The organism is Nostoc sp. (genome assembly GCF_036918015.1).
GTDB lineage: Bacteria > Cyanobacteriota > Cyanobacteriia > Cyanobacteriales > Nostocaceae > Nostoc.
Genome location: NZ_JBALEO010000071.1, coordinates 1 through 25638 on the forward strand (window position 1 = coordinate 1; position 25638 = coordinate 25638).

The 25638-nt window shown below is 41.9% G+C and carries 29 protein-coding genes and 2 pseudogenes; 22 read left to right on the forward strand and 9 right to left on the reverse strand.

The genetic code is table 11. From position 1 onward, the window contains the following. Window positions 1-34 precede the first annotated feature (34 nt). Window positions 35-1045 carry a tetratricopeptide repeat protein gene (locus V7K61_RS18690; protein WP_335055540.1) on the forward strand — a complete coding sequence of 337 codons (1011 nt, stop codon included), beginning with the start codon at window positions 35-37 and terminating at the stop codon, window positions 1043-1045. 575 nt (window positions 1046-1620) lie between these two features. Here the strand turns inward: V7K61_RS18690 and V7K61_RS18695 are convergent. Further along, on the reverse strand, window positions 1621-2289 hold the full coding sequence (locus tag V7K61_RS18695; RefSeq protein ID WP_335055460.1) for a (2Fe-2S) ferredoxin domain-containing protein: 669 nt from the start codon (window positions 2287-2289) through the stop codon (window positions 1621-1623). A gap of 69 nt (window positions 2290-2358) precedes the next feature. Further along, window positions 2359-2610 carry an Asr1405/Asl0597 family protein gene (locus V7K61_RS18700; RefSeq protein ID WP_335055462.1) on the reverse strand — a complete coding sequence of 84 codons (252 nt, stop codon included), beginning with the start codon at window positions 2608-2610 and terminating at the stop codon, window positions 2359-2361. Between the two features lie 453 nt (window positions 2611-3063). Here V7K61_RS18700 and V7K61_RS18705 point away from each other — a divergent pair, with 453 nt between their 5' ends. From V7K61_RS18705 to nblB, 7 genes are all read left to right on the forward strand, one after another. Beyond that, window positions 3064-3618, forward strand: coding sequence for a Dps family protein (locus tag V7K61_RS18705; RefSeq protein WP_194044835.1), 555 nt, complete (start codon window positions 3064-3066; stop codon window positions 3616-3618). A 542-nt stretch (window positions 3619-4160) separates the two neighbouring features. Next, window positions 4161-7421: a carbamoyl-phosphate synthase large subunit gene (gene carB / locus V7K61_RS18710; RefSeq protein ID WP_335055464.1), complete on the forward strand. Its 3261-nt coding sequence runs from the start codon at window positions 4161-4163 to the stop codon at window positions 7419-7421. 639 nt (window positions 7422-8060) lie between these two features. After that, window positions 8061-9017, forward strand: coding sequence for an RNA polymerase sigma factor, RpoD/SigA family (locus V7K61_RS18715; RefSeq protein WP_335055466.1), 957 nt, complete (start codon window positions 8061-8063; stop codon window positions 9015-9017). Between the two features lie 222 nt (window positions 9018-9239). Continuing rightward, window positions 9240-9584: a DUF760 domain-containing protein gene (locus V7K61_RS18720; RefSeq protein ID WP_099102117.1), complete on the forward strand. Its 345-nt coding sequence runs from the start codon at window positions 9240-9242 to the stop codon at window positions 9582-9584. Between the two features lie 543 nt (window positions 9585-10127). Then, window positions 10128-10544, forward strand: coding sequence for an 8-oxo-dGTP diphosphatase MutT (mutT, locus tag V7K61_RS18725; RefSeq protein WP_335055468.1), 417 nt, complete (start codon window positions 10128-10130; stop codon window positions 10542-10544). A 239-nt stretch (window positions 10545-10783) separates the two neighbouring features. Beyond that, window positions 10784-11251 (forward strand): CBS domain-containing protein, encoded by a 468-nt coding sequence (locus V7K61_RS18730; protein ID WP_335055470.1) that lies wholly within the window; start codon window positions 10784-10786, stop codon window positions 11249-11251. A gap of 101 nt (window positions 11252-11352) precedes the next feature. Then, complete coding sequence (nblB, locus tag V7K61_RS18735) at window positions 11353-12018, forward strand: phycobilisome degradation protein NblB (protein WP_335055472.1); 666 nt, start codon at window positions 11353-11355, stop codon at window positions 12016-12018. A gap of 248 nt (window positions 12019-12266) precedes the next feature. On the opposite strand, the gene V7K61_RS18740 is transcribed toward nblB, so the two are convergent. Together V7K61_RS18740 and V7K61_RS18745 are read right to left on the reverse strand one after the other, a co-directional pair. After that, window positions 12267-12953, reverse strand: coding sequence for a PEP-CTERM sorting domain-containing protein (locus tag V7K61_RS18740; protein ID WP_335055474.1), 687 nt, complete (start codon window positions 12951-12953; stop codon window positions 12267-12269). 551 nt (window positions 12954-13504) lie between these two features. Next, window positions 13505-14023: a DUF456 domain-containing protein gene (locus tag V7K61_RS18745; RefSeq protein ID WP_335055476.1), complete on the reverse strand. Its 519-nt coding sequence runs from the start codon at window positions 14021-14023 to the stop codon at window positions 13505-13507. A gap of 360 nt (window positions 14024-14383) precedes the next feature. On the opposite strand from V7K61_RS18745, the gene V7K61_RS18750 reads away from it, so the two are divergent. Then, a complete protein-coding gene (locus V7K61_RS18750) occupies window positions 14384-15298 on the forward strand; it encodes a M48 family metallopeptidase (protein ID WP_335055478.1) in 915 nt (304 codons plus the stop codon). Window positions 15299-15634: 336 nt separating this feature from the next. On the opposite strand, the gene V7K61_RS18755 is transcribed toward V7K61_RS18750, so the two are convergent. Both V7K61_RS18755 and rpaB read right to left on the reverse strand, forming a co-directional pair. Further along, window positions 15635-16273 carry a cofactor assembly of complex C subunit B gene (locus V7K61_RS18755; RefSeq protein ID WP_335055480.1) on the reverse strand — a complete coding sequence of 213 codons (639 nt, stop codon included), beginning with the start codon at window positions 16271-16273 and terminating at the stop codon, window positions 15635-15637. Window positions 16274-16350: 77 nt separating this feature from the next. Continuing rightward, window positions 16351-17079, reverse strand: coding sequence for a response regulator transcription factor RpaB (rpaB, locus tag V7K61_RS18760; RefSeq protein WP_185582014.1), 729 nt, complete (start codon window positions 17077-17079; stop codon window positions 16351-16353). Window positions 17080-17249: 170 nt separating this feature from the next. Here rpaB and radA point away from each other — a divergent pair, with 170 nt between their 5' ends. The 3 genes from radA (at window position 17250) to V7K61_RS18775 (ending at window position 20137) form a co-directional block, all read left to right on the forward strand. Further along, window positions 17250-18776: a DNA repair protein RadA gene (gene radA, locus V7K61_RS18765; RefSeq protein WP_335055482.1), complete on the forward strand. Its 1527-nt coding sequence runs from the start codon at window positions 17250-17252 to the stop codon at window positions 18774-18776. Window positions 18777-18862: 86 nt separating this feature from the next. Then, window positions 18863-19588, forward strand: coding sequence for a Uma2 family endonuclease (locus V7K61_RS18770; protein ID WP_335055484.1), 726 nt, complete (start codon window positions 18863-18865; stop codon window positions 19586-19588). Window positions 19589-19858: 270 nt separating this feature from the next. Further along, on the forward strand, window positions 19859-20137 hold the full coding sequence (locus tag V7K61_RS18775; RefSeq protein ID WP_335055486.1) for a hypothetical protein: 279 nt from the start codon (window positions 19859-19861) through the stop codon (window positions 20135-20137). Window positions 20138-20200: 63 nt separating this feature from the next. Here V7K61_RS18775 and V7K61_RS18780 read toward each other — a convergent pair. Next, window positions 20201-20653 (reverse strand): annotated as a pseudogene (locus tag V7K61_RS18780) (HNH endonuclease). Further along, window positions 20650-20886, reverse strand: a complete 237-nt coding sequence (locus V7K61_RS18785; protein WP_289796837.1) for a hypothetical protein — start codon at window positions 20884-20886, stop codon at window positions 20650-20652. Before V7K61_RS18785 ends, V7K61_RS18780 begins: the two are co-directional and overlap by 4 nt. An 81-nt stretch (window positions 20887-20967) precedes the next feature. On the opposite strand from V7K61_RS18785, the gene V7K61_RS18790 reads away from it, so the two are divergent. From V7K61_RS18790 to V7K61_RS18835, 10 genes and pseudogenes are all read left to right on the forward strand, one after another. Then, window positions 20968-21192, forward strand: coding sequence for a type II toxin-antitoxin system HicB family antitoxin (locus tag V7K61_RS18790; protein WP_335055488.1), 225 nt, complete (start codon window positions 20968-20970; stop codon window positions 21190-21192). Beyond that, on the forward strand, window positions 21192-21431 hold the full coding sequence (locus V7K61_RS18795) for a type II toxin-antitoxin system HicA family toxin (RefSeq protein WP_335055490.1): 240 nt from the start codon (window positions 21192-21194) through the stop codon (window positions 21429-21431). Before V7K61_RS18790 ends, V7K61_RS18795 begins: the two co-directional genes overlap by 1 nt. Before the next feature lie 70 nt (window positions 21432-21501). Further along, complete coding sequence (locus tag V7K61_RS18800) at window positions 21502-21729, forward strand: hypothetical protein (protein ID WP_335055491.1); 228 nt, start codon at window positions 21502-21504, stop codon at window positions 21727-21729. Continuing rightward, window positions 21674-22297, forward strand: a pseudogene (locus V7K61_RS18805) (WD40 repeat domain-containing protein); the annotation flags it as partial. The gene V7K61_RS18800 and the pseudogene V7K61_RS18805, both read left to right, overlap by 56 nt. Window positions 22298-22346: 49 nt before the next feature. Continuing rightward, the gene (locus V7K61_RS18810; protein ID WP_335055495.1) at window positions 22347-22595 is read left to right on the forward strand and encodes a UPF0175 family protein; all 249 of its coding nucleotides are present in this window, start codon (window positions 22347-22349) and stop codon (window positions 22593-22595) included. Beyond that, the gene (locus V7K61_RS18815; protein ID WP_335055497.1) at window positions 22592-22834 is read left to right on the forward strand and encodes a DUF3368 domain-containing protein; all 243 of its coding nucleotides are present in this window, start codon (window positions 22592-22594) and stop codon (window positions 22832-22834) included. The genes V7K61_RS18810 and V7K61_RS18815 overlap by 4 nt, the downstream gene beginning before the upstream one ends. 101 nt (window positions 22835-22935) lie before the next feature. Then, on the forward strand, window positions 22936-23058 hold the full coding sequence (locus tag V7K61_RS18820) for a hypothetical protein (RefSeq protein WP_335055499.1): 123 nt from the start codon (window positions 22936-22938) through the stop codon (window positions 23056-23058). A gap of 102 nt (window positions 23059-23160) precedes the next feature. After that, window positions 23161-23412, forward strand: coding sequence for a DUF2283 domain-containing protein (locus tag V7K61_RS18825; protein ID WP_335055501.1), 252 nt, complete (start codon window positions 23161-23163; stop codon window positions 23410-23412). Window positions 23413-23541: 129 nt separating this feature from the next. Next, window positions 23542-23781, forward strand: a complete 240-nt coding sequence (locus V7K61_RS18830) for a hypothetical protein (RefSeq protein WP_335055503.1) — start codon at window positions 23542-23544, stop codon at window positions 23779-23781. Then, complete coding sequence (locus V7K61_RS18835) at window positions 23774-24223, forward strand: HNH endonuclease (RefSeq protein WP_335055505.1); 450 nt, start codon at window positions 23774-23776, stop codon at window positions 24221-24223. Before V7K61_RS18830 ends, V7K61_RS18835 begins: the two co-directional genes overlap by 8 nt. A gap of 637 nt (window positions 24224-24860) precedes the next feature. On the opposite strand, the gene V7K61_RS18840 is transcribed toward V7K61_RS18835, so the two are convergent. Continuing rightward, on the reverse strand, window positions 24861-25328 hold the full coding sequence (locus tag V7K61_RS18840; RefSeq protein WP_099102204.1) for a hypothetical protein: 468 nt from the start codon (window positions 25326-25328) through the stop codon (window positions 24861-24863). Window positions 25329-25638 lie beyond the last annotated feature (310 nt).

Here is a 25638-nt window from a genome sequence, read left to right on the forward strand (position 1 = left end):
GGCGATCGCAAATCGCGGTCAAACTTACCAATCAATGGAGCGTTACCCAGAAGCCCTAGAAGATTTTGACCGCGCCATTGAACTTAACCCCAAATATGACTGGGCGATCGCAAATCGCGGTCAAACTTACCAATCAATGGAGCGTTACCCAGAAGCCCTAGAAGATTTTGACCGCGCCATTGAACTTAACCCCAAATCTGACTGGGCGATCGCAAGCCGCGGTATAACTTACTTCTCAATGGAGCTTTACCCAGAAGCCCTAAAAGATTTTGACCGCGCCATTGAACTTAACCCCAAATATGACTCGGCGTTCACAGCACTTCGCGGTCAAACTTACCACTTAATGAAGCGTTACTCAGAAGCACTAGAAGATTTTGACCGCGCCATTGAACTTAACCCCAAATATGACTCGGCGATCGCAAGTCGCGGTCAAACTTACCGCTCAATGGAGCTTTACCCAGAAGCCCTAAAAGATTTTGACCGCGCCATTGAACTTAACCCCAAATCTGACTGGGCGATCGCAAATCGCGGTCAAACTTACCGCTTAATGAAGCGTTACCCAGAAGCCCTAGAAGATTTTGACCGCGCTATTGAACTTAACCCCAAATCTGACTGGGCGATCGCAAGTCGCGGTCAAACTTACCTGATGCTAAAGTTATATAATAAGGCTCTTGCAGATTTCAACCGCGCTATTGACTTAGATTCTGACAGTAATTGGTATTTATATAATCGCGCTTTAGCCTACCAAGCCCTTAACCAACCAGATAAAGCATGGGCTGACCTAGCACTTGCGATCAAGCTTGCTAAACAGCATTACGAAAAAGATGCTAAAGACTGGAATAATGCCTTTAACTTAGCTCTTTACTATTTAGCTGCTCAATATAATCAACCAGCAGAGCAGTTATATCGCTATGTTTTATCTCAAGGTGCTTCCTTAGAGCGTATCTACGTAGCTATCCAAGACCTAAATTACTTTTTAACTGTCTTCCCTGACCATGTGCAGGCTACATCCATGCGACAGTTGTTGCAGTCTTCTCTAACTTAGGTCATGTAATTTTCAACCTAGCCACCAGAAAACTCACAAGTCCCAACAACCGCCTGGGAATCAATTCCCCTTCTTATACCTAAAGTCTTCTAAACAAGACCGGAAAAGGGTTTCAGTCCACTTGAGTGGACTTGCGCTATGAGCCTGAGATTTCAATCTCTGGCGGACGCATGGGTAAATGCAAAATCCCAGCTAGCTTGCCTTCGGGAGACTGGCGGCTAAAATTAATTACATACAAATATTAAGCGATGCCTGCGGCGGGCTACGCCTACGCAACTACTTTGCCTTGCTCATGACAAATCGTAAGCGATCGCTCAATTCAATTGCATAGAGATGTTAGATACAGTACGTCTACCTACTCACCAATCAATCACGTTCCCTTGAATCTTTCCAAATTACCGAAGCATCCCAGTTAAAAATTGCTTAATAAAAATCCTCTTCATTCAAAAAACTGGCCTTTAATTAAAGCCAGTTTTTTGATTTTATTGCAAACTTCTAGCGGACTTTACGGCCGAGTATTAACGGAACACACTTGAGAAGATATTATTAAGCTTTCTCACTCAAATGTCAAGATTTTATGAACTACTTCCCCAAAGTTTGCCATTAGATGTCGCTACTTCCCTTAAATTCTCAGGCTGTGCTGACAAATTTTTGTCGCCAAAATGCTGATTCATCAAGGCTGGAACCTGTGCAGCTTGAATTCGGCTATGGCGGGTTTTATCTGGCATTACTAAATTCGGCCCAGCTTTACAGTTCTTCATACAACCAGTGCCCTTGATTGTAACTTGGTCTTCTAAACCGCGATCGCTTAAAGCGGCTTCCAATGCCTGACAAACTCCATTACCACCGCGTTTCATACAATCAGACTTTTGACACACCAAAATGGTGGCCTTAGTCTTAGCTGGTTTTACCTTGACATTATCAATAGATGGGGGTTCTTGTGGTGCTGCGATCGTTTTAACTGCCGCCATTTCAGGATTCGCCGCCATCACACGTTCAGCTTTCAGTGTAACTTTGTCTTTTTTTATATCGTATTCTTTATAACCAACAACTTGTAGCCAAGTACCTGCTGGTAGCCGCAAATCAAAAGCAGCCCGTAAATGTTTAGCAAGTTTAACGTAGCATTCACCCTCATGAGTACTCAGCAGTAAACCTTTCAGCTTATAGCCGTCTTTAATCACAAAATCTATAAATCTGCCCTCAAGGCAAAATTCTGATACTTCCATATTGTGAGATGCACCCATTTTTTAACCTCCTTTTAGTTAATACAAGCTGTCAAGCGAGATATTCTCAGCAGTAGCTAAAAATTAGAACTATTGATAGCGACTTTTCCAGCAACACTCAAGAGTCCAAATCTGGTCTTGACGAGAGGCTGTAAATCGCCGTACTACACTCCAAAGTTGAACAGCCGCAGTCGGATTGCTAATTTCAACTTTTAATGGCTGGTTAGCCGCACAACTACAGGGAATGTCTAACTCCTCTAACCGTTGATAGACTTGCCAGCGGTCTACCCAATTCACCTCTACAAGGTGGTTTATTTCTATTTCTGAACTATACGATTTCAAGAGAATTGCCCTCAAAGTGCAACAAACTTGCAGTAACTACCGCCATTTAACTCCCTGCTTTTTGAAAATATTAGTAGTCTAGCCTCTTAAAACCAGCATACCTTAAGTGCAAACAATTCTCATTAATTTTGCAAAAAAAATAAAATTCTTGCGATCGTTCCATGAGAGAGATCGGGGGATGACAAGGAGTATTAGGGCAAGGAGGCATTTACTCCTCCATCTCCCCTCACTCCTTCGGAATACACGCACATTTAACTCTTAATGTCAACAGTAATGAGAAAGATACACAACTTGATGAGCGCGCCATAATCCAGCAAACAATAAACTTAAGATTTTTAGTAAACAAAAATACAAAATCTCGTGATGGCAAATTGGCTTGCTCTTATTGTGAAAATGTTAATATGTAAGGAATAAGCAGTTAAAATCTATAATTGCTAAATAACGAGGAGAACAATGTCTGAAACGCAAACTTTGTTACGGAATTTTGGTCATGTATATGACAATCCTGTATTGCTGGATCACAGTGTAACCGCTCCAGTTACAGAAGGATTTAACGTTGTATTAGCTAGTTTCCAGGCACTGTACTTGCAGTACCAAAAGCATCATTTTGTAGTTGAAGGCTCAGAATTTTACTCTCTGCATGAGTTTTTTAACGAAAGCTACAACCAAGTACAAGACCACGTTCATGAAATTGGAGAACGTTTGGATGGACTGGGTGGTGTGCCAGTAGCTACCTTCAGCAAATTAGCAGAATTAACCTGTTTTGAGCAAGAATCTGAAGGCGTATATTCCTCTCGCCAAATGGTGGAAAATGACCTAGCTGCCGAACAAGCAATCATTGGCGTAATTCGTCGCCAAGCCGCTCAGGCAGAGAGTTTAGGCGATCGGGGCACACGCTATCTATACGAAAAGATTTTGTTGAAAACTGAGGAACGTGCGTATCATTTATCTCACTTCCTCGCCAAAGACAGCTTAACTTTAGGGTTTGTCCAAGCTGCTCAAAGCTAAAATTCTCATAATCTAGATTTGTCTAACTAGACTGAAAGGAAAAGTTGGCAGCACCAACTATTAAAATATTATAAAAAATGGCAGAGAATGGTATCCCTATTTCTCTGCCATTTTTAATCTAAGTAAACATATTTATATAATATTTAACGTTGAAAATGTTTAGCAATTAGCTAGTTCAGATAAATTTTTATCTAAGTAATCTATTTGTGCATAAATAGGCAGACAGATACATACCAAAATAAATCATCATTTATCGCAAGAGTTATCAGATTAAATAATAAAGATTCGCAAAAGCTTCAGAAATTTGAGCATCATAATTAAATAAAATTAAAAATACAAAATAATCATTAGGCATTAATTCTTAATTATTCTCCTCTGCTCCCCTGCCCCTCTGCTCCCCTGCCCCTCTGCCCCTCTGCTCCCCCATTCCCCACTCCCTTCCTGTCATCAAACTTAGAAAACTTAATAATAAAAAGCACCAGAGGGGATAAAGACCCTTAAAATGATCAGGATTTCTATTCTCATATTCCAAGGCAACGACTATGCCCCGCCGTGACGACCTCCAGAAGATTCTACTGTTAGGTTCTGGTCCAATTGTGATCGGACAAGCCTGTGAGTTTGACTACTCTGGCACTCAAGCCTGCAAAGCGCTCCGAGAAGAAGGCTATGAAGTGGTTTTGGTCAACTCCAACCCTGCAACGATTATGACCGACCCGGAAACGGCCGATCGCACTTACATTGAGCCGCTGACGCCGGAATTGGTCGAAAAAGTTATTGAGAAAGAACGCCCCGATGCTTTACTACCAACGATGGGAGGACAAACTGCCCTCAATCTCGCCGTTGCTTTAGCCAAAAATGGCGTGTTGGAAAAGTACGGTGTTGAGTTAATTGGCGCTAAACTCCCAGCGATCGAAAAAGCCGAAGATCGAAAGTTGTTTGGTGAAGCAATGGCAAGGATTGGGGTAGCTGTGTGTCCCAGCGACACAGCCGAAACTTTAGAAGAAGCCAAAGCTGTTGCCCGCCAAATTGGTACTTATCCCCTAATTATTCGTCCAGCTTTCACAATGGGTGGAAGTGGCGGTGGTATTGCCTACAACCAAGAAGAATTTGAAGAAATGGCACAGGTGGGTATAGATGCTAGTCCTGTTTCGCAAATTCTCATCGATCAGTCTTTACTCGGCTGGAAAGAATACGAACTCGAAGTGATGCGTGACTTGGCAGATAACGTGGTGATTATCTGTTCCATCGAAAACCTTGACCCGATGGGCATTCACACAGGGGACTCTATTACCGTCGCTCCCGCGCAAACCCTGACTGATAAAGAATATCAAAGGCTGCGGGATATGGCAATTAAAATCATCCGCGAGATTGGGGTGGAAACTGGCGGTTCTAATATCCAGTTTGCCGTCAATCCGCTGAATGGGGATGTGGTTGTAATTGAAATGAACCCCCGCGTTTCCCGTAGTTCGGCTTTATCTTCCAAAGCTACGGGTTTCCCCATCGCCAAAATGGCCGCAAAATTGGCTGTGGGTTACACCTTGGATGAAATTAAAAATGACATCACCAAGAAAACTCCGGCATCCTTTGAGCCGACAATTGACTATGTGGTGACAAAAATCCCCCGCTTCGCCTTTGAAAAATTCCCCGGTTCTGACCCAGTGCTGACAACCCAAATGAAATCAGTCGGGGAAGCAATGGCAATTGGGCGGACGTTCAACGAATCCTTTCAAAAGGCACTGCGATCGCTCGAAACCGGACGCGCTGGTTGGGGTTGCGATAAAGCCGAAAAATTACCTAGTGGCGAACAAATTCGCGCCCAACTGCGGACACCTAACCCCGATCGCATTTTCTCCGTCCGCCATGCCTTGCAACTAGGAATTAGTGCTGAGGAAATCTATGAACTGACTGGTATTGACCCGTGGTTCCTAGATAAATTTCAGCAACTGCTAGATGTCGAGAAATTCCTGAAGCGGACACCTTTGCAGCAATTGACAAAAGAGCAACTTTATGAAGTGAAGCGGGACGGATATAGCGATCGCCAAATTGCTTATGCCACCAAAACCACCGAAGATGAAGTTCGCGCTTACCGCAAGTCACTAGGAATCATCCCAGTTTACAAAACCGTAGATACCTGCGCCGCTGAGTTTGAAGCCTTTACCCCCTACTACTACTCTACCTACGAAGAAGAAACAGAGGTTTTGCCTGCAACCAAGCCCAAAGTGTTGATTTTGGGTGGTGGTCCCAACCGCATTGGGCAAGGAATTGAGTTTGACTATTGTTGTTGTCACGCCGCTTATGCTTTGAAGGGAGCGGGGTATGAGACAATCATGGTCAACTCTAACCCAGAGACAGTTTCGACAGATTATGATACCAGCGATCGCCTTTACTTTGAGCCTTTAACAAAAGAAGATGTCCTAAACATCATCGAAACTGAAAATCCAGTTGGGGTAATTATCCAGTTTGGCGGACAAACACCGCTGAAGTTGGCTATCCCATTACAAGAATTCCTTAGCAATAACACTTCTGGACTAGTCACTAAAATCTGGGGTACATCACCAGATTCCATCGATATGGCAGAAAACCGGGAACGGTTTGAAAAGATTCTCCAACAGTTGAATATTTCCCAACCGCCTAATGGTATCGCTCGGAGTTACGAAGACGCACTGATTGTTGCTAAACGTATTGGCTATCCGGTGGTGGTGCGTCCCAGCTATGTGTTGGGGGGACGGGCGATGGAAATCGTTTATTCCGATGCTGAGTTAGAACGCTACATGACCTTTGCGGTACTAGTGGAACCAGAACATCCGATTTTGATTGATAAGTTTTTGGAAAACGCCATTGAAGTCGATGTCGATGCGATCGCCGATCATACGGGACGGGTGGTAATTGGTGGCATCATGGAACACATCGAACAAGCGGGAATTCACTCAGGAGATTCCGCTTGTTCTCTACCTTCCATTTCCCTATCACCAGCAGTTCTCAATCAAATTCGCACTTGGACGGTGCAGCTAGCACAAGCGCTGTCAGTTGTGGGATTGATGAATATTCAGTTTGCCGTTGTGGGTGCAAGTAGTTATTCTCCCCAAGTTTACATACTGGAAGCTAACCCCCGCGCCTCCCGCACAGTGCCCTTTGTCTCTAAGGCAACAGGCGTACAGTTAGCGAAACTAGCATCCTTAATTATGTCGGGGAAAACCTTAGAGGAACTACATTTCACCGAGGAAGTCATACCAACCCACATTGCTGTAAAAGAAGCAGTATTACCCTTTAATAAATTCCCAGGAACTGATACAATATTGGGCCCAGAAATGAGATCGACTGGTGAGGTGATGGGGATTGACAGCGACTTTGGCCGTGCCTTTGCCAAAGCGGAATTGGGTGCTGGGGAGCGTTTACCGTTAACGGGAACTGTATTTGTATCAATGAGCGATCGCGATAAAGCTGCTGCAAGTGGTGTGGTGAAGGAATTTATCGATTTGGGCTTTACAGTGATGGCTACCCTTGGTACACGCCGAGTTCTTCTGGAACAGGGGCTAAAGATTGAATTAGTCTTAAAACTCCATGAAGGTCGTCCCCACGTCCTCGATGCGATCAAAAACCAGAAAATCCAACTTATTATCAACACACCATCAGGGGAAGAAGCCCAGACTGATGCTAGGTTAATCCGCCGCACAGCCTTAGCTTACAAAATTCCCATCATTACTACCATTGCCGGTGCAAAAGCTACCGTCGCCGCCATCCGTTCCTTACAAAATACGACTTTGGATGTAAAAACTATCCAAGAGTACTGTGCGAAGGATTAGGGAGTAGGAAGTAGGGAGCAGAGGGAGCAGGGGGAGATGGGGGGACAAGAGGACAAGGGGGTAAACAAAACTCCTAACTCTTAACTCCTAACTCCTAACTCCTAACTCAGCACGGGCTAAACGCCCCGCTACCGCTAACAGTACTCCTAATGCCCCATCCCCAATTCCCAGAAAAAATTAAACAATTGTTAGAAGAGAATGAATATAGTTCTCATTGAGATACTTTAACAAATATGAGGAAAATTATTTGAACCAGATAATTTCTTAAATTGACTTTTAGTCAGCCTTAAGATAGAGGGCAACGTTGCATTAACTGGAAAAACCAGAAGATTTCCTGTCGTTATCTAGCCAAAATCTTCTCATAAATGTTACAATTTTTAATAAGACTTCCATAAAAAATGTTTAAAAAGCAACCTTTTATCTAACTGTAGATACTTGTGAAAACTAGGAAATAACTGTAGTTTTAGCAGTTAAGAAGCCTAAATTTGATGATTATGAGCAGCCGAGTTTCTCAGGCGCGTAAGTTGCAAACCATAACATGGGTTCCCAGTCTGACTGGGTAGCACCCTAATAAATAAAGAAAGCATCTATCCCTTAATGACCCTACCGCCAACCCCATCATTACCAAAGAGTAGCGCCATGAAGACCGCTCAGACAGCCACAGACCTCGTGCGGACTTACCTGCGTGAGATTGGCCGTGTGCCACTCTTAACACACGAGGAAGAGATTTTCTATGGTAAACAGGTGCAACGTTCCTGTGTTTTGCACGAATCAAGGGAATCTCTTGCCACCCAGCTAGATCGTCAACCGACTCTAGAAGAGTGGGCCACAGCAACAAACCTAGAACCAGCAGAGTTGAACGAAGCGATCGCAGATGGTGAAATTGCCAAACGCAAGATGGTAGAAGCCAATTTGCGGCTGGTAGTGTCCGTTGCCAAAAAATACATCAAGCGCAACGTCGATTTACTGGACTTGATCCAAGAAGGTAGTATTGGTATGCAACGGGGCGTAGAAAAGTTTGACCCCACCAAAGGGTACAGATTTTCTACTTATGCCTATTGGTGGATTCGGCAAGCGATTACTCGTGCAATAGCCGAAAAAGCTCGCACCATTCGCCTGCCGATCCATATCACCGAAAAATTAAATAAGATTAAAAAGGCACAGCGCCAACTGTCTCAAAAATTGGGACGCGCTCCTACGGCTGGTGAGCTAGCTGAAGAATTAGAATTGACCCCCAAACAAGTACGAGAGTATTTAGAAAAGGCGCGTTTGCCCCTTTCTTTAGATTTGCGGCTGGGTGATAACTACGACACCGAACTCGGAGAAATGCTGGAAGATCCAGGCGCTTCTCCCGAAGAGTTTGTTATGCAATCTTCCCTATCTTATGACTTAGATCGTCTGATGGGCGATCTCACACCACAACAGAGGGAAGTAATCACATTGCGCTTTGGCTTAACTGATGGGCAAGCCCTGACTCTGGCTAGAATTGGTGAAATATTGAACATCAGTCGAGAACGAGTCCGACAAATTGAACGGGAAGCCTTAAGCAAACTTCGCAAGTCTAAAGCCAATATGGATGAATATTTGGCAAGTTAGAAGTTAGGAGTGATGAGTTTGTAATTAACTCCCCACTCCTCACCTATTTATTGGGGTGAGAAAATACGCTGAGTTTGGTACGGTTACACCTACTTCCACTCTTGCGCTAGGCTGTTACATTAGTTGACAGGAAGACAAAATAACTAAGTCAAATCCAAAACAGACATTTAATATTCAAATCACAAGCACCGCAGCCAATAGTGGTAGTTAAGGAGCTAAAAAATGAGTAACCCATCCAATCGTGTCTCAGAATTTTTTAATAGCGAATCAGAAACTAACGATTTACTCTGGCAGTACGTTAAATCCTTGAGTCCAGAGACAGTTACCCAGCTATCCAAACCCACGTCTGCCGAAGTCTTTCAGGTGATGGAACGGAATATTACAGGGCTATTAGGTAATTTACCTTCAGAACACTTTGGTGTTACTGTAACCACAAATCGGGAAAATCTAGGTAGGCTTCTTGCTTCTGCGATGATTAGTGGTTATTTCTTGCGTAACGCTGAACAGAGAATGAATTTTGAAATGGCTCTACAAGGATCTGAAACCGACAACAGCGAAATTGACTAGAAATGTAAAATTCGGGAAATTCAATTAATATTGTTGGACTGAGAGCTAATCATAGTTACAGCGATGCGAATTGAAAATAAGTGTCTGTGAAATTTTTGCTGCTAATTCCCGATTATACATCAGCTAAGTTTTTTAAAATATCCAAAATAGTGACGAATTCAGGTTGAAATTTCAACGCAGAGGAACGCGGAGTCTTTGATTTCGCTTCTCTGTAAACTCCTGTAATTTTGTGATTAATTCAATCAATTATATGTATGATATCAGGGATGTCAGGCTAGTTAGTTATAACTCCCGAACCTATGCAGAAAGCATAAAAATCCCTCTCCTCTAAACCTTTTTGCGGTCTGAATAATTAAGTATTTAACCGAACATGATACTAGAGGCTTATTTATAAATGATGAATGCACATTTGTGGATAAACGAACAGCGCTAAATCACCTTTGTAATAAATCAAAACTCGGCAGAGTTACAACTAGTCTGCCGAGTTTTGTTATTAGTCAAGAATCAAAATTCAGGAATTATTTCTCTACTCCCTATTAAACTATGAGTGAAACCAGTTCTTTCCCACCCCATAAAATCATTGGTGTTGCAGTAATTTGGAATGACCAAAAGCAAATTTTAATTGACCGCCGTCGTCCAGAAGGAGCGATGGGTGGTTTGTGGGAATTTCCTGGTGGTAAAATTGAGCCTGGTGAAACCATCCAAGAATGTATTCAACGAGAAATTTCCGAAGAACTGGGAATAGTGATTGAAGTGGGAGAGCATCTGATTACTATTGACCACAGCTATACAAACTTGCGCGTTACCCTTACAGTACATCACTGCCGCCATCTTACAGGTATCCCCCAACCTTTGGAATCCGATGAAATTCGCTGGGTAACTTTGGAAGAACTGGAGCATTTTAATTTTCCGAAAGCAAATGCTCAAATTATTGCTGCATTGAAAGGAAGTGGGGGCTAGGAAAGAAGCAGAGGGAGCAGGGGAGCAGCTTCTCTACGAGACGCTCCGCGAACGGCTACGCTCAGTGACCGGGGAGCAGAGGAGAATAATTAATAACCAATGCCCAATGACAAATGCCCAATGACAAATGACCAATGACAAATGACCAATCCCGTAACAATCTATTAATTGCATCAGGTTGAGTCCCGCAATTTTCTACAATAGGCGCAGGGACTTTGATTTAAGGTGTCAGGAAATAAATGCCTAAAACCGTTGCCGATGTGATGAGCCGCGATCCTATTGTTGTCCGGGAGGAAACTCCACTCAAGGAAGCTATCCAAATTCTCGCAGAACGCCATATCAGCGGACTACCTGTTGTGGACGATCTCGGTAAATTGGTGGGCATTATCTCGGAAACCGATTTGATGTGGCAAGAAACTGGTGTTACTCCACCTGCGTACATTATGTTTCTTGATAGTGTTATCTATTTAAAAAATCCTGCTACGTATGACCGTGATTTGCACAAGGCTCTAGGGCAAACCGTTGGGGAGGTGATGAGTAAAAACCCGATCGCTATTTCCCCTGATAAAACTTTAAGAGAAGCAGCTACAATCATGCACGATCGCAGCGTTCACCGCTTACCAGTACTTGAGGGCACGAGTCAACAAGTAATTGGTATCCTCACTCGTGGTGATATTATTCGGGCTATGGCTGCTAGTCAAGATTAGTCAAAAATAGAGACGCGATTAATCGCATACAAAAGCCAAAAATAAAGACGCGATTAATCGCGTCTGTCTTTTTTATACATTTGAAAATCAAGGATAACTAAATGAGTATTACTCCGGAGTCTGTTAAGCAATTGCTCAGTTCTGAGGATTTAGGCGATCGCTTACGTGCAGTAAATCAAATCCGCCAATTGGAACCTGCGGTTGGCTTTGAATTAATTCAAAGTGCTATTGGCGATCGCAATTCCCGTGTCCGTTACTCAGCAGTGAGTCAAATGGATACACTTGGAACCCAAGATTTACAGTTATCCTTGGATATCTTGCGCGATCGCTTGCTTCATGACTCCGAAGTAGATGTACAAGCAGCAGCAGCAGACTGTTTGGGCGCTCTAAAGTTAAGCGAAGCTTTTGAAGATTTACAGCAGCTTTATCATACAACCGGTGAATGGCTAATACAATTCAGTATTATTGCTACATTAGGAGAATTGGGCGATCCGCGAGCCTTTGAACTACTCAAAGAGGCACTCTCATCAGAAAATGAATTAGTCCAAACTGCTGCTATTAGTTCTTTGGGTGACTTGGGAGATGTACAAGCAGTTCCTCTGTTGGCTCCCTATGCTACCAACCCAGATTGGCAAATTCGTTACAGACTTGTACAAGCCTTGGCTCGTTTAAGTAATCCAGAAGCTAAATCTATATTAGAAATTTTGGCTAATGATGAAGTAGAGGCGATCGCAACTGAAGCCAAAAATTCTTTGCAGTCAGTCTGAATTCGTCTTTCTAGGAATAGTTAACCTGATTTTTCCATAGAATTACCGAAACTGGAAAAGTCGTTTTCAATAAAGTTTTTCTTGGAAATAATTAAAGGTTCGCAGTAATCGCTAAATTACTACGAACCCAAAACCTATAACATTTCATTGACAACCGATCTAATTAGATAGATTTTGTACAAGGTGGTAGTCTTTACAATTGTTCTACCACCTTTTTTCTCAGCAATTTATCTGCTGGATATTTTTCATTAATTAGCCAGAGTTTTGCGACGGCGAGACATAGCCATGACTGTACCTAATGCACCTAAGCCTAGTATTGTTGTTGGCTCAGGAACGGATTGTGAGATAGCATCTATTTGAAATATATACTGACCAGGATTATTACCTTGCTTTAGAGTAGTAACCGATCCATCCCCTATGGCATTTGTACCATTATAGAATGTTCCATAGATTTTAAATGCATCTAAGCTAGTAGTATATATGTTGTTTATACTCTTTGTATTTTTCCTAGTAATGTCATCTATAGTAGTTGCCTTAAACTTTATCCCATTATCAAAACTAAGGAATGGGTCAACTATTGAACTCACACGAACTTTGTAATCTGCTGATACCGTTGTAGGTTTAGATTTTGTGGTGCCTGGAAGTAGATCTAAAATTAAGCTGTAAGGGTCGTTGTTCCCTACTGTAACTTTCTGTACACCAGTAAATATACCATTAGCAGATGTTACCGTTGCTGGATTATCAAATTGGGCTACTTCAATGTTTGGAGTATTTTTTCCTGTTTCTTGAAGAGTCAAATTTCCCGAGAAAGAAACACTACTAAGAAAAGCCGCTTGAGCAGAACCAGCAGAGGCAAACATCCCAGCAGTAGCCAAGGGGATTGCGAAAGTAGCAGCCAGAGTCGCGTTTACTAATTTAGATTTTAAACTAATCATGAGCCTTTGAGAGTCCTAATAATAACGGAACAGAGAAATTGATTGCTTGACTTTTACTATCAGTAATCTATTTAAAATACTGTCAGTGAAAGCAAAACTTGCGTGATGTATTTCTTATCTCCATAAAATCACATAGACTTAGAACCTGCAATATTTACTGAGTGGTCTTCATCACATCTTCAACTAACAAATAGTCTTCATAAAATTTTAATTTCTTACATATCTGCGCTTCGTATATCTCTTACTCTCTAGGGTTTAAATTATTGACAATAGCTCTGGCTTTAAGAAAAAATATTTACGTAATTATAAGAAAAGTATATTTTTATACGTAAACAACTCAATCATATTTTAGATAAATGGAGTATGCAGTGTATCTATAATCTTTCGAGTTGCCAATATTTAGTGAAACGGTTCCTCTCATAGAATAAATGGGAGGAACCGCTGTATTTGTTTACTATGGATAGTCTTTGCGATCAAATTGAATTGTTTGTAACAAACAGCTAATTACTAGCTATTAACGCTGTTCTCAAACCTGTCAGATTTTTCAAATACTAAGAGCCAAATACTTGTGGCCAAGTTGTCACAACAAAAACTACAACTGCGGCGATCGCTAACAACCCTTGAATCAAATTTCCAACCAAAGATCCGACTACAATTCCTATACCTGCTTTAACTGCTAACCCAAATTCGCGTCGGTAAAGGTACTCACCAATAATTGCTCCCAAAAGCGGGCCTAGTAAAATTCCTAGCAGCGGCCCCCCAAAAGGTAAAGTTGGCAATAATCCCAAAAATCCTACCACCAAACCAACAATTGCGCCAATTTGCCCCCACTTGCTAGCTCCAGCTTGTTTTGCCCCTACATAGCTAGCTAAAAAATCTACTCCGACACTGAGTAGTAAAACTATAATTGTCACAATTAGGGGAATTTTAATAGCTGCAAAGGAACTACTAACGATTCCCCAGACAATAATTGCAATTAAAATTAAGCTGCTACCGGGAATCGCGGGAACTACAGCACCAATAATACCCACAAGCATTACGGCAATTAATAGCCAATAAATAATTTGCATAGATTAATTGTAAATTTCCAAATTTTCTCATAGGGACGCACATCTGCCATTGGTGTCAACTTAAGCCGAAAACTATATCGGACAGGCGTTTTGCAAATCCCTCACGCCCTGATCCCCTAACCCCTTCTTCCTTGGGAGAAGGGGATATTGAATGTCTTACTCCCCTCTCACGGATGGAAGAGGCAGGGTGGTGAGGGCAAAACGTTGTCACCAAGCGGGTTTAGCGTTAAGTTGACACGTATGCACATCTGCGCGCTCCTACTGTTTATTCTATCTGGGTAAGATAGCGAAAAATGCCTCGTACAATGTGGTGCAAGTTTGCCTAATGCTTCTAAACTGCTATTTAAAAGCTCAAAACCTATGACGAGAAAAATATTAACTGGACTAAGTTCTAAAGCCTACGAGCACCCCTTCGATCGCAAAGCCTTGGCTTCTTTGCAAAATATGCCCGGTGTCTCCCTACTACTTAAAAAAATTAACGAATACGGTATCGATCGCCTACTCAGACTGCAAAGCCTTGGTAGTGAAATCAGAATTTCACCCCGTAATTTTCCCCAATTACATCAAGCATTTGTAGAAACTTGCCAAATTCTTGATGTTGATCCACTTCCTGAATTGTATCTATTTCGAGGCACAGGTAACATTCAAACCTACATTGTTGGCGTGGAAAAACCCCTTGTCGGTATCAATTTAGATGCAATGGAGTGGCTTGACTCGGATGAATTAATTTACGTTTTCGGACATGAAGTTGCTCGCATCAAGAGTCAGCACATGGTTTATCACCAAATGGCAATTGTTATGCCAACCTTGAAAAATTTGTTGAGCAGTACCACACTGGGAGTCGGTGGCTTAGTAGCTGGTGGAATGGAACTAGGTTTGTATAATTGGCGGATGATGGCTAGGTTTACTGCCGATCGGGCTGCAATGCTAGCTTGTCAGGATATTGACGTAGCAACTACTACACTGATGAAACTCGCGGGTTTACCAGATGAGTACTTGACTACTGCTGTAATTGAAGATTTTCTCATTCAAGCCCGTGAGTTTGCATCCAATAACTTTGATAGTGTGGATAAAGTCACCAAAATATTAAGCTATACAGAATCTGGGCTTTCTTGGGTAGTTATGCGGGCTGGCGAGTTATTGAAATGGGTTGATTCAGGAGAATATGATAATTTAATTCAACAGACAAATTTAAAGATCCCGGAAGAATTAGAAGAAAAAGAAGGAAAGACACCGCAAGAAAAGGAAGGTTGGAATTTTTTAACTTCTTGGTGATTGAATTTAAAACTTAAGATTTTAGATTTAATTTTTAAATTTAAAATGCGCTTGTGACACCTAATAACTTACTAATACCGATTAGCTGTGAGCTTGCTCCCAAACAAGGGGCTTAAGAGGATGTTTGAAAAGTTTTGGGCGATTGGAAATCGCGGCTACACAAGCAAAGTCCGCCTACGCGGACTAACACAAAATCAAATTTAACCCACGTAGGTGGGTTTTGTCTGTGTAGCCGTGACTTCTAGTCGCCAAGGGTAGTAATAATTTAGACTTTTCAAACACCCTCTAAGCCCCTTGTCTCACTAAAATTGGCTGGCTTTTAAACTAGCTGACAACCTAAGTACTAAGAGTAACGGCTAATTTATCAGCAATTCCCGCAATCCAGTTTTCATCTTGTTTGGTGTAACTACGAGGAGCATTTGCTCCCAAAATTAATGCCCCTTGGTTGCCAATAGGTTGACAAATTACACCTTGAGTATTTTCTGGTAAATAATCAAATTCAAGCCTACCTGGATATATTTTTAGAGCAACTAGATAAATCGGTTTTTGTTTTTCGAGTACCTGTTTTAAGATTACTCCTGGCACAACTTCAGATTTAGTACCCAGAATGCCGCGACGCAACAAAACTTTACCTTGATAAAAAACCACAAGCGATCGCGTTACTGTATTAGTCAACAACAAATGAGATGCCCAGGCTAGCTCTGTTTTCACGGCTTCGGGTAAATCTGCTGCAAGTACAAACCCTTCTTCTCCAATTAGTTCTACAATATCAGGCGATCGCGGCTGAACTTGCTGCCAAATTAAACCCGTCAAAATTAACACCGCACTCAAAATCACACCCACTACATCACCACGCGATTGAGACTGGGTTAATTCCGGTGTCAATAAACGGTTAATCAATAAAAGTAAAGCGCCTAGCCCACCCACGACAATAGGTAGACGCCGCAAAACTCGATTAGGATCAGGTTTAGTCATGCTTGGGAAAAGTTATGAGTTATGAGTTGAAGAAAGTTTTTAACTCCTCACTTTTAACTCCTCACTCCTAACTATTTTCACTCCTCTCCTGGTTCAATAATCCGCTGGAAAAGATAACCAGTACCCCGTGCAGTGAGAATCAATTCTGGGTTGCTAGGATCGTCTTCTAATTTTGCCCGTAAACGTGATATATGCACATCTACTACGCGGGTATCCACATGACGTTCTGGTGTATAACCCCATACTTCCTGCAAAATTTCCGAACGAGAAAAAGCTTCTCCAGAGCGACTGACTAACAACTCTAACAAGCTGAACTCCATACCCGTCAATCGAATGCGCTCATCGCCTTTGTAGACTTGTCGCTTATTCGTATCGATTTTAATATTAGCAACATGGATTACCCCAGAACTGGGAATTCCAGAAGCTCCGTTTTTATCTACTCGCCGCAGCACCGAGCGAATCCGGGCTTCTAGCTCCTTGGGGGAAAATGGTTTAACTACATAATCATCAGCACCCAATTCTAACCCGGTGATGCGATCAGCTACATCACCTAAGGCTGTTAGCATAATAATGGGGACATCTGATTCTTTTCGTAATTCTTGACATACACCATAGCCATCTAGCTTTGGCATCATTACATCTAAAACTACCAGGTCAGGCTCAGTTTTGCGAAAAATTTCCAAAGCTTCTTCCCCATCACCAGCCGTCACTACATCGTAGCCAATCATGGAAAGGCGCGTTTCCAAAATCCGGCGAATGCTGGCTTCGTCGTCTACCACCAAGATTTTTTCTTTATGACTTTCCAAGTTTCTCTAGGCTCCTTGACTAAAAATTTACATGATTAATTTTTAATACCATAATATTAAGATATCATTCCATGAATTGATTTGGAAAAAGCTCTAAATACCACTATTATTAGTTTTTAGTTTTTTTCAAGAATTAAGTAAATATTAAGATTATTTAATAAGATTTAAGAATGGCAAAGCCAAAAACCTTTTTCACTTGTAACGAATGTGGAGCAGAATCGCCCCAGTGGTTTGGTAAGTGTCCAGCTTGCGGTACTTACAACTCTCTAGAAGAACAAATTTCTATTCAATCCTCAGTAGATGTACCCAGTCGAGGGGGGGTGAGTAGTTGGCAATCCGCTCAAGGCAATGGCAAATCTCATGCTAAACCAGCCAAAGCGCGAGCCTCCTTAACATTCGATCAAATTACCGATCGCCAAATCGCTCGCTGGGAGTCTGGTTATGGAGAATTAGATCGAGTGCTTGGAGGTGGGGTTGTCCCTGGCTCAATGGTGCTGATTGGTGGCGATCCAGGTATTGGTAAATCGACTTTATTGTTGCAAGTATCTAATCAATTAGCACAGAAATACCGCATCCTTTACGTAACTGGTGAAGAATCGGGACAGCAGGTAAAATTACGAGCTTCCCGTTTGGGAGTATCAAAACCCCTAAGTGTGGTTAATGAGGAGAATATTAAGGTAGTAGTAGATCCTACACTTCCTATAGACCCTGACAGTATTGGTGCAGATTTATATGTACTGCCAGAAACAGATTTAGAAGAAATTTTACGGGAAATAGACTCTCTCAAGCCAAATGTGGCGGTGATTGATAGTATCCAAACGGTGTTTTTTCCGGCACTGACTTCTGCACCAGGTTCAGTAGCTCAGGTACGGGAATGTACCGCAGCACTGATGAAGGTGGCGAAGCATGAAGATGTCACCATGCTGATTGTGGGACACGTTACCAAAGAAGGAGCGATCGCGGGGCCAAAAGTTTTAGAACATTTAGTAGATACAGTGTTGTATTTTGAAGGCGATCGCTTTGCCTCCCATCGGTTATTACGGACAGTAAAAAATCGCTTCGGTGCAACCCACGAAATCGGCATCTTTGAAATGGTAGCCGAGGGATTGCGAGAAGTCTCCAATCCCTCAGAGTTATTTTTAGGCAACCGTGACGATCCAGCGCCAGGTACGGCAATTGTGGTTGCTTGCGAAGGTACTCGCCCCATCGTTGTGGAATTGCAAGCTTTGGTGAGTCCCACCAGTTACCCTTCCCCTCGGCGTGCTGGAACTGGCGTAGACTACAACCGCCTAGTACAAATTCTCGCCGTCTTAGAAAAACGGGTGGGAATTCCCATGTCCAAGTTAGATTCCTACGTTGCTTCTGCGGGTGGGTTGAATGTGGAAGAACCGGCAGTAGATTTAGGAATTGCGATCGCAATTGTCGCTAGTTTCCGCGATCGCATCGTCGATCCCGGTACAGTATTAATCGGTGAAGTTGGCTTAGGTGGACAAGTGCGATCGGTTTCCCAAATGGAACTGCGGTTAAAAGAAGCAGCTAAGTTGGGATTTAAAAGAGCGATCGTGCCCAAAGGTACAAAATTTCCTGACCTGAATATTGAAATATTACCAGTATCTAAAGTCATAGATGCAATTATCGCCGCCATTCCGCATCAAGAATTGACAGCCGACGATTTAGAACCCGATGAAGATGAGTAAGGATAACGGGGAGATGAGGGAGAATAACTCCTAACTCTTCACTCCTAACTCAACAGTCCCTTTTACACACCAAAGGAAAACCCGCTATGACAACCCTCACCCAAGACTACCAAATCACTTGGGAAAAACTACCCGATGATTACAAACTACCAGACGATCCAGTGGACAACATCAACCAACCAGCCTTAGCCGCTGCACTCACAGAAAGCCTACAATTAGCCGGAAAAATTTCAGCTAACGCCCTAACAACAACTAATTACGGCATTTGTGCCACTTTAAACAACAAAATGGTCATTAAAGCTCCTGATTGGGCTTTCATTGCCAAAATTAATGTTAGTAGAGAAGAAGTAGCACGCAGTTACACCCCTCAATTACAAGGTGAAATTCCCGTAATTGTGATGGAATTTGTTTCCGATACACAGCAGACAGAGTATTCTATCAAAGCGACATATCCCCCAGGAAAATGGTTTTTCTACGAGCGCATTTTAAAAGTACCAAACTACATCATATTTGAGCCAGACAGCGGTAGTTTCGAGATGTATCACTTACAAAATGAACAGTACATTTTGCAAGAGCCTGATGAAAATCAACGCTACTGGATAGCAGAAATGAATCTTTATCTTGGAGTGTCCCAAGGTACTCGTGAAAACCGCACAGGAAAGTGGTTAAGGTGGTGGGATGAACAAGGAAACCTTTTACCTTGGGGAACAGAATTAGCTGAACAAGAACGCCAACGCACTGAACAAGAACGCCAACGCGCTGAACGACTAGCAGCACAATTACGGGCGGCGGGGATTGAGCCGGAAGATTAGACTTTTTGTAAATAATTTAGGTTTGCTAGGTTTAGTTAAAAATTTGCTAAATCTAGCATTTTTTTTAGAGTAATAAAATTTGAAATAACTCGAATTCAGTCTAATTTATTGCCGTTAAAACTTGGGAATTATTAATAATAAATTTTCAATTTGTAGTTGGCAAGTATAAATTTATACCTTAATATAAAGACATGATAAAGGCGATCGCCTAATCCCGGAAAGAAGAATGCGATCGCCGTTATCTGTCCCCCTTATCAGGAGATAAATACAATGATGGCACAATTACAAAAGTCTGCCCAATCACAGTTAAAGCAATACCTGGGTGAAAATTTAGATACACCCACCCGCAAAGAATCAACTGCACAGCCATTTCCCAACAGAGAACCGATTAAGCATCTACTAATTGGTTCTCCCAAAGCCGTTAGCAGTACAATTCACTACTTGCAGGTAATTGGCTATGCCAGTGTAGGAGATTGGAGTCCACTGCTACCAACCGCCAACCCAAGTGAAGTAATGAGTATTTTAAGCCGTCAAATTTTAACGCAATAACCCCTATCTAACTTAGAACCCCGACTTTTTTGAAAAGTCGGGGTTCTGAACAGCGCAAGGTCTCTATTTTTCCTGTCGTGGATCTTCAGAGGGAGGATGAAAACCTCCTTTTATCCAAAGTTGCCGGGATTTTTGAATGAAGCGATCGCTACGGCGTAGATCATTCTAATCTAATCTATTACAAGTTGCCCGACCTGTGGGTGTGATACCAATAATTTTTGTAGCATCTGCTGACCAAACAAAGTGTTCAGACCACTGTTGCTGACGGGCATTAAATAAGGCGACTTCTTGCTTAGTTTCTGGGTCAATTCCCACCGTAAAATTATAATGACGCTCGTTACATCGACGACAAGCTAGAGCCAAATTATCCACATCATCAGAGCCACCTAAAGATTGTGGATGAATATGATCAATTGTCAGAGGAGACGTGCTTAATGATTCAGGATAATGGCAGTATTCACATCGAAAGCCAGCACGTTTACGAACAAACTCTTGGATATGATTAGGAATTGTCATACCTGAGATGCAATCATTGCATTGATATAGCTGAAAATCTCATCTAATTCCCCAATCGCCTCCAGTTCAGCAGCTTCTTCTGGTGTCAAAGAATCAGCTTTTTTTCTATCTAGCAATTCTTGCATCCGCAAACCCAATTCGTCTGTAAATTTAAACAGATTAAGATTATTGACTTTTTCGACTCGGATACCAGTCGTTAGCCAAGATGAAGGTTTAACTACTGCTGGTGTCATAAGTTTATGGCGATTGAATATACTGTTTATTGTAGGCTGCATCAGAATTGCCTAAAGTTTACTTTGCTAAACGCTCTAGTGATGAAACAAATCAAAATTATTGTCGAAAAACATTCTGACGGTTATGTTGCCTACCCTCTGGGTATAAAAGGGGCGATCGTTGGTCAAGGTGACACTTATGAAGAAGCCTTAGCCGATATCAAGTCAGCTATTCGCTGCTACATTGAAATATTTGGCAAAGAAATGCTCGAAGATGACTCACCAATAATTGAGGCTTTTCTGACAGAAGCAGAGGTGGCTATTTAATGCCGAAGTTTCCTGTCGATGCTCCGAAGAAGAGAGTTATCAAAGCATTTGAGTTGTTAGGATTTCTTATTATTCGGGAACGTGAACATATTGTCATGGCGCGAGAAAATGAAGATGGCTCGCAGACACCATTAGTAATGCCTAATCAATCTCAAATTAAATCAGGAACATTAAGAGCAATTTGCACTCAAGTAGGTATCTCACGGGACGAATTCTTAACAGCCTATGAGCAAAGCTGAGTAAAGATGCCAAAAACTGATATTTATGGTGTGCCAAAATAAAATATCAGTAAAACTACGGTTTTGACCAATGGCGTGGAATCCAGGGCAGGAGTTATTTGGTAGTCGCTACATTATCGAGAGAAAATTAGGCGAAGGTGGAGTTGGGATTACCTATCTCGCTAAAAATCGACGCGGTGAATTGCGAGTCATCAAAACCCTCAGAGAACAAATACTCAATGATCTCAAATGGATACCACATCATTCGTACCCTCACTGGTCATTCCGAGTCGGTTTATTCCGTAGCCATCAGTCGTGACGGGCAAATTCTCGCTAGTGGTAGTGGCGACACAACTATCAAACTGTGGTCTTTGACAACAGGAAGGGAAATTCGTACCCTCACTGGTCATTCCGAGTCGGTTTATTCCGTAGCCATCAGTAGCGATGGGCAAATTCTCGCTAGTGGTGGTTATGACAACACTATCAAACTGTGGTCGGTGACAACAGGAAGGGAAATTCGCACCCTCACTGGTCATTCCTATTCGGTTCATTCCGTAGCCATCAGTCGTGACGGGCAAATTCTCGCTAGTGGTAGTTTGGATAGCACTATAAAACTGTGGTCAATAGCAACAGGTAGAGAAATTCGCACCCTTACTGGTCATTGCGGTGGGGTTGTTTCCGTTGCCATCAGCAGTGATGGGCAAATTCTCGCTAGTGGTAGTGGGGACAACACTATCAAACTATGGGAAATATCAACAGGTAAAGAAATTAATAGCCTGACTCATTTTGACGGAGTTTTATCTGTCGCCTTTACCCCCGATGGAGATTGGCTGACTGCGGGAGATGATAGCGGAAATATCAAAATTTGGCGATCGCAGTTAGTCTGACAATAACAGCGTCAAAATAGTAAGTAATACTTGCAAACAATCAACAAATATGAGCATCATTATATCGGATGAAACCTTAAATGCCTGTGGAATGACCGCAACCGAATTCAAACAGGAAATTGCATTGCTATTGTTTGAGTCTGGTAAGTTGGCTGTAGGACACGCCAGCAAGTTAGCAGAAATGGATAAAGTACGGTTTCGACAACTGCTCAAAGAACGCCAAATTCCGCTTTATTCTTATGAAATAGAAGATTTTGAACTCGATTTAAAAAACTTGCGGGAGTTAGGCAGGTTGTGATTGTAATTAGTGATACCTCGCCAATCACCAGCTTGGCTGCAATAGGTCAATTAGACTTACTCAGGCAACTATATAATATAGGATTGCGGATTACAGGGTTGTTAGGTGTTCTGATTGAAGCCAAACAAAAGGGATTTATTTTAGCTGTTAAACCTCTACTTAATCAGCTAATTGCTACCGCCGAGTTTAGAGTTGCTGATGCTCTCTATGCCCGTATTCTACATATTGTGGCAGAGTAACACAGACACCATTTAAGCAATCTAAAATTATCAATCTGAATCTGATGCGTGTTATGTAATCAAATTGCGATCGCAGTTTTACAACATATTAGTTTTAACTTGTGTATTATCAAAATTTTTTAACTCAGCTAGTTCAGTCGCCTTTAGCCGCGATCGCAATTGGCTGGTGGCTGGAGATAGTAGCGGAAATATCAAAATTTGGCGATCGCAGAGCGGTGCGCTAGCACTTCGCAGTTAATTATAGAATAACAGCGTCAAAATATCATCTTGAAAGAAATGGTAGACCGTCCAAGAGGAGATAATACAGGAGTAAAAGAGATATTCCTATGAAAATTAGCTATGATGCCGAAGTTGATGCTCTCAGTATCACTTTCCGCGAAACCACTGTAACAACGCAACATTTAGCTGAAGGAATCGCCGCCGATTATGATGCAGAAGGACAATTAGCTGGTATCGAGATATTAGATGCTGTCAAACGATTTGGCGGACAAGAAACTCTCCGCCAAGTAATTATTGAAGGAATAGGTTTGTCAGTTACTAGTGAAAACATGACAAATGTTGAAAAAACAACAGCCTGACAATGAAAATTACTTACGATCCAAGGTACAACATAGCTAAGAGTCGCACATCGTAAAGATATTTATAGAATTTTTCCTTGATACAATATCTTTAGAGAAACACATATCATAAATTGTATCGCGCTGACTATGACAACCGTAATTGCTAGACCTTCATCCTTGATTGGCAGTATCAGAATAGAAAAACTGGATAAATTTAACCTATTCAAATTTAATGATGAACTGCAAGCACGGATGGAAGAACTTTTAGAACGCAAAAAAGCTGATTTACTAACTCCAGAAGAAGCGATCGCACTTGAAGAAATTGGAAAACTAGATAGAATTTTCACCCATCTCAACGCGATGCTAGTAGCTCAACACAATGATTGATGATGCTACTAAAGAAATTGTCCGAAAACGCGCCAATTATTTGTGTGAGTATTGCCATTCTCCCGAACGTATTTCCACAACCAGATTTACAGTAGACCATTTTATACCAAAATCTATTGGTGGTGCTGATGAAATTAATAATTTAGCCTTAGCTTGTCGTCGTTGTAATGAACGTCGCTACAACTTTGTCGCCGGATATGACTTAGAGACTAAAGCAGTAGTACCTCTATTTAATCCTCGTCAACAAATTTGGTCAGAGCATTTTCTGTGGTCAGCAAATGATAGGACAATTATTGGAGTTACTCCCACTGGTAGAGCAACCTGCAACCGACTAGATATTAAGGATGAACGCTATCCAGAAGATGACGCCATTCGCAGTGCGCGGGGTTTTTGGTTTCAAGCTGGCTTACATCGTCCTAATAAAGATCCCCGACTTACTTAGTCGCTAAGATTCTCCTTATCTATAGCGGTTCTCGTTTGTATGCAATACACTTTGACCTCACTTCCATTCCTCTCTCGTAAAAGGAAAGAGCCTTTGAATCTTACTCCCCTTCCCTTGTAGGGAAGGGGCTGGGGGTTAGGTCTTTATTCCACTCAACCGAGAAGCCCTACAAACCCTATTGCTCTTTAACCTACAACTGTTTAGTTCTAAACACATACTTTCCGGCTTCAAACGAAAACATTCTCACTTCAAACCAAAAACTTCTCGTTTTCAACCAAAACATTCTCACTTCAAACCAAAAACTTCTCGTTTTCAACCAGAACATTCTCACTTCAAACCAGAAAGTTCTTGTTTAAAACCAAAACATTCTCACTTCAAACGAAAACGTTCTTGCTGACAACAGCAAAATTTGAGCTTCTGACTGGAAGTTTTTCACTTGAAACAGAAACACCTAAGCCCAGAAGCTCAAGGTTTTAGGTTTTTAGGTAGAAGCGCTAAGTTAATTTCTCGACTTAGGAACTCCAAATAAAAAAATACTCAACTACTTCTTGTGCGGTGGGCGACACGATAGCCCTAAGCCTTGGGCGGACAAGATGTCCACCCCACAAGATTGGATAATTTATTTGTTGGAAGTCCCTTATGAACTTTGTGGTTGCACTTTTTTAGCTTTCCGGGCAAATCTGCGTCCTAAATCATCAATCATTGACTCTAAACCCGCGCCTTTACCACTGACTTTTGCATAGTTATATACCATCAACCCCGCCGCATAAGCTTCACTACCAACAGCCACAGATGTATCATCCACCAGTTCTTGCAGTTGCGTCAACGACAGCAAAATGGGATAAAGGGCTTCAAATAATTCGATATCTTGGCGCATTTCATTCAAGTCAAAAGAACGAGGTAAGAAGTCAGGGTTTTGTGTACCGATTTCCAACGCCTTACTCACAAACGCCCGACTCTTATCCCCCAACTTGGGTAAAGCTTTACGCTCCTCGGTTGTCAAATCAATCAAAAACGGTAACTTTTCGCGGATAGTAGTAATAGCTTGCATCACGGCCTCCCTGTCTGCGGAGGAAAGTTTTGCACTGACTTTATTATCTGCCATTTTCCATACACCTTTAATGGTACTAAATTTCAGTATTCCCCAAGTAATTTAGAAAGTAATAGTTATTTATAAGCAATTAAGAAAATTTTTTATACCTTTAAATACGTGATATCTCGCTAATTAGCAACCTTGAGCAAGTTTCACGATTGGAGTCCAGTGGCATTTGACCCAAGGAAGCCGAACATTTAGAGAATAATAGTAGCAGAGGTAATCTAAAAATTTGGCGTTAGCAGAGCGGTGCGCTAGCACTTCGCAGCTAATTGTGAAATAACATTATTACTTCTATAGCAATCCTATTTGATTGCGTGAA

Bases quoted from the DNA above. Each gene is read 5' to 3' on its own strand.
- V7K61_RS18740 (WP_335055474.1), bottom strand. From the start codon at position 12,953: ATGATTAGTTTAAAATCTAAATTAGTAAACGCGACTCTGGCTGCTACT.
- V7K61_RS18755 (WP_335055480.1), bottom strand. From the start codon at position 16,273: ATGACTAAACCTGATCCTAATCGAGTTTTGCGGCGTCTACCTATTGTC.
- mutT (WP_335055468.1), top strand. From the start codon at position 10,128: ATGAGTGAAACCAGTTCTTTCCCACCCCATAAAATCATTGGTGTTGCA.
- V7K61_RS18715 (WP_335055466.1), top strand. From the start codon at position 8,061: ATGAAGACCGCTCAGACAGCCACAGACCTCGTGCGGACTTACCTGCGT.
- V7K61_RS18795 (WP_335055490.1), top strand. From the start codon at position 21,192: ATGCCGAAGTTTCCTGTCGATGCTCCGAAGAAGAGAGTTATCAAAGCA.
- V7K61_RS18790 (WP_335055488.1), top strand. From the start codon at position 20,968: ATGAAACAAATCAAAATTATTGTCGAAAAACATTCTGACGGTTATGTT.
- V7K61_RS18785 (WP_289796837.1), bottom strand. From the start codon at position 20,886: ATGACACCAGCAGTAGTTAAACCTTCATCTTGGCTAACGACTGGTATC.
- carB (WP_335055464.1), top strand. From the start codon at position 4,161: ATGCCCCGCCGTGACGACCTCCAGAAGATTCTACTGTTAGGTTCTGGT.
- V7K61_RS18825 (WP_335055501.1), top strand. From the start codon at position 23,161: ATGAAAATTAGCTATGATGCCGAAGTTGATGCTCTCAGTATCACTTTC.
- V7K61_RS18800 (WP_335055491.1), top strand. From the start codon at position 21,502: ATGGCGTGGAATCCAGGGCAGGAGTTATTTGGTAGTCGCTACATTATC.
- nblB (WP_335055472.1), top strand. From the start codon at position 11,353: ATGAGTATTACTCCGGAGTCTGTTAAGCAATTGCTCAGTTCTGAGGAT.
- V7K61_RS18835 (WP_335055505.1), top strand. From the start codon at position 23,774: ATGATTGATGATGCTACTAAAGAAATTGTCCGAAAACGCGCCAATTAT.
- V7K61_RS18810 (WP_335055495.1), top strand. From the start codon at position 22,347: ATGAGCATCATTATATCGGATGAAACCTTAAATGCCTGTGGAATGACC.
- V7K61_RS18730 (WP_335055470.1), top strand. From the start codon at position 10,784: ATGCCTAAAACCGTTGCCGATGTGATGAGCCGCGATCCTATTGTTGTC.
- radA (WP_335055482.1), top strand. From the start codon at position 17,250: ATGGCAAAGCCAAAAACCTTTTTCACTTGTAACGAATGTGGAGCAGAA.
- V7K61_RS18690 (WP_335055540.1), top strand. From the start codon at position 35: ATGGAGCGTTACCCAGAAGCCCTAGAAGATTTTGACCGCGCCATTGAA.
- V7K61_RS18750 (WP_335055478.1), top strand. From the start codon at position 14,384: ATGACGAGAAAAATATTAACTGGACTAAGTTCTAAAGCCTACGAGCAC.
- V7K61_RS18720 (WP_099102117.1), top strand. From the start codon at position 9,240: ATGAGTAACCCATCCAATCGTGTCTCAGAATTTTTTAATAGCGAATCA.
- V7K61_RS18775 (WP_335055486.1), top strand. From the start codon at position 19,859: ATGATGGCACAATTACAAAAGTCTGCCCAATCACAGTTAAAGCAATAC.
- V7K61_RS18830 (WP_335055503.1), top strand. From the start codon at position 23,542: ATGACAACCGTAATTGCTAGACCTTCATCCTTGATTGGCAGTATCAGA.
- V7K61_RS18745 (WP_335055476.1), bottom strand. From the start codon at position 14,023: ATGCAAATTATTTATTGGCTATTAATTGCCGTAATGCTTGTGGGTATT.
- V7K61_RS18770 (WP_335055484.1), top strand. From the start codon at position 18,863: ATGACAACCCTCACCCAAGACTACCAAATCACTTGGGAAAAACTACCC.
- V7K61_RS18695 (WP_335055460.1), bottom strand. From the start codon at position 2,289: ATGGGTGCATCTCACAATATGGAAGTATCAGAATTTTGCCTTGAGGGC.
- V7K61_RS18840 (WP_099102204.1), bottom strand. From the start codon at position 25,328: ATGGCAGATAATAAAGTCAGTGCAAAACTTTCCTCCGCAGACAGGGAG.
- V7K61_RS18705 (WP_194044835.1), top strand. From the start codon at position 3,064: ATGTCTGAAACGCAAACTTTGTTACGGAATTTTGGTCATGTATATGAC.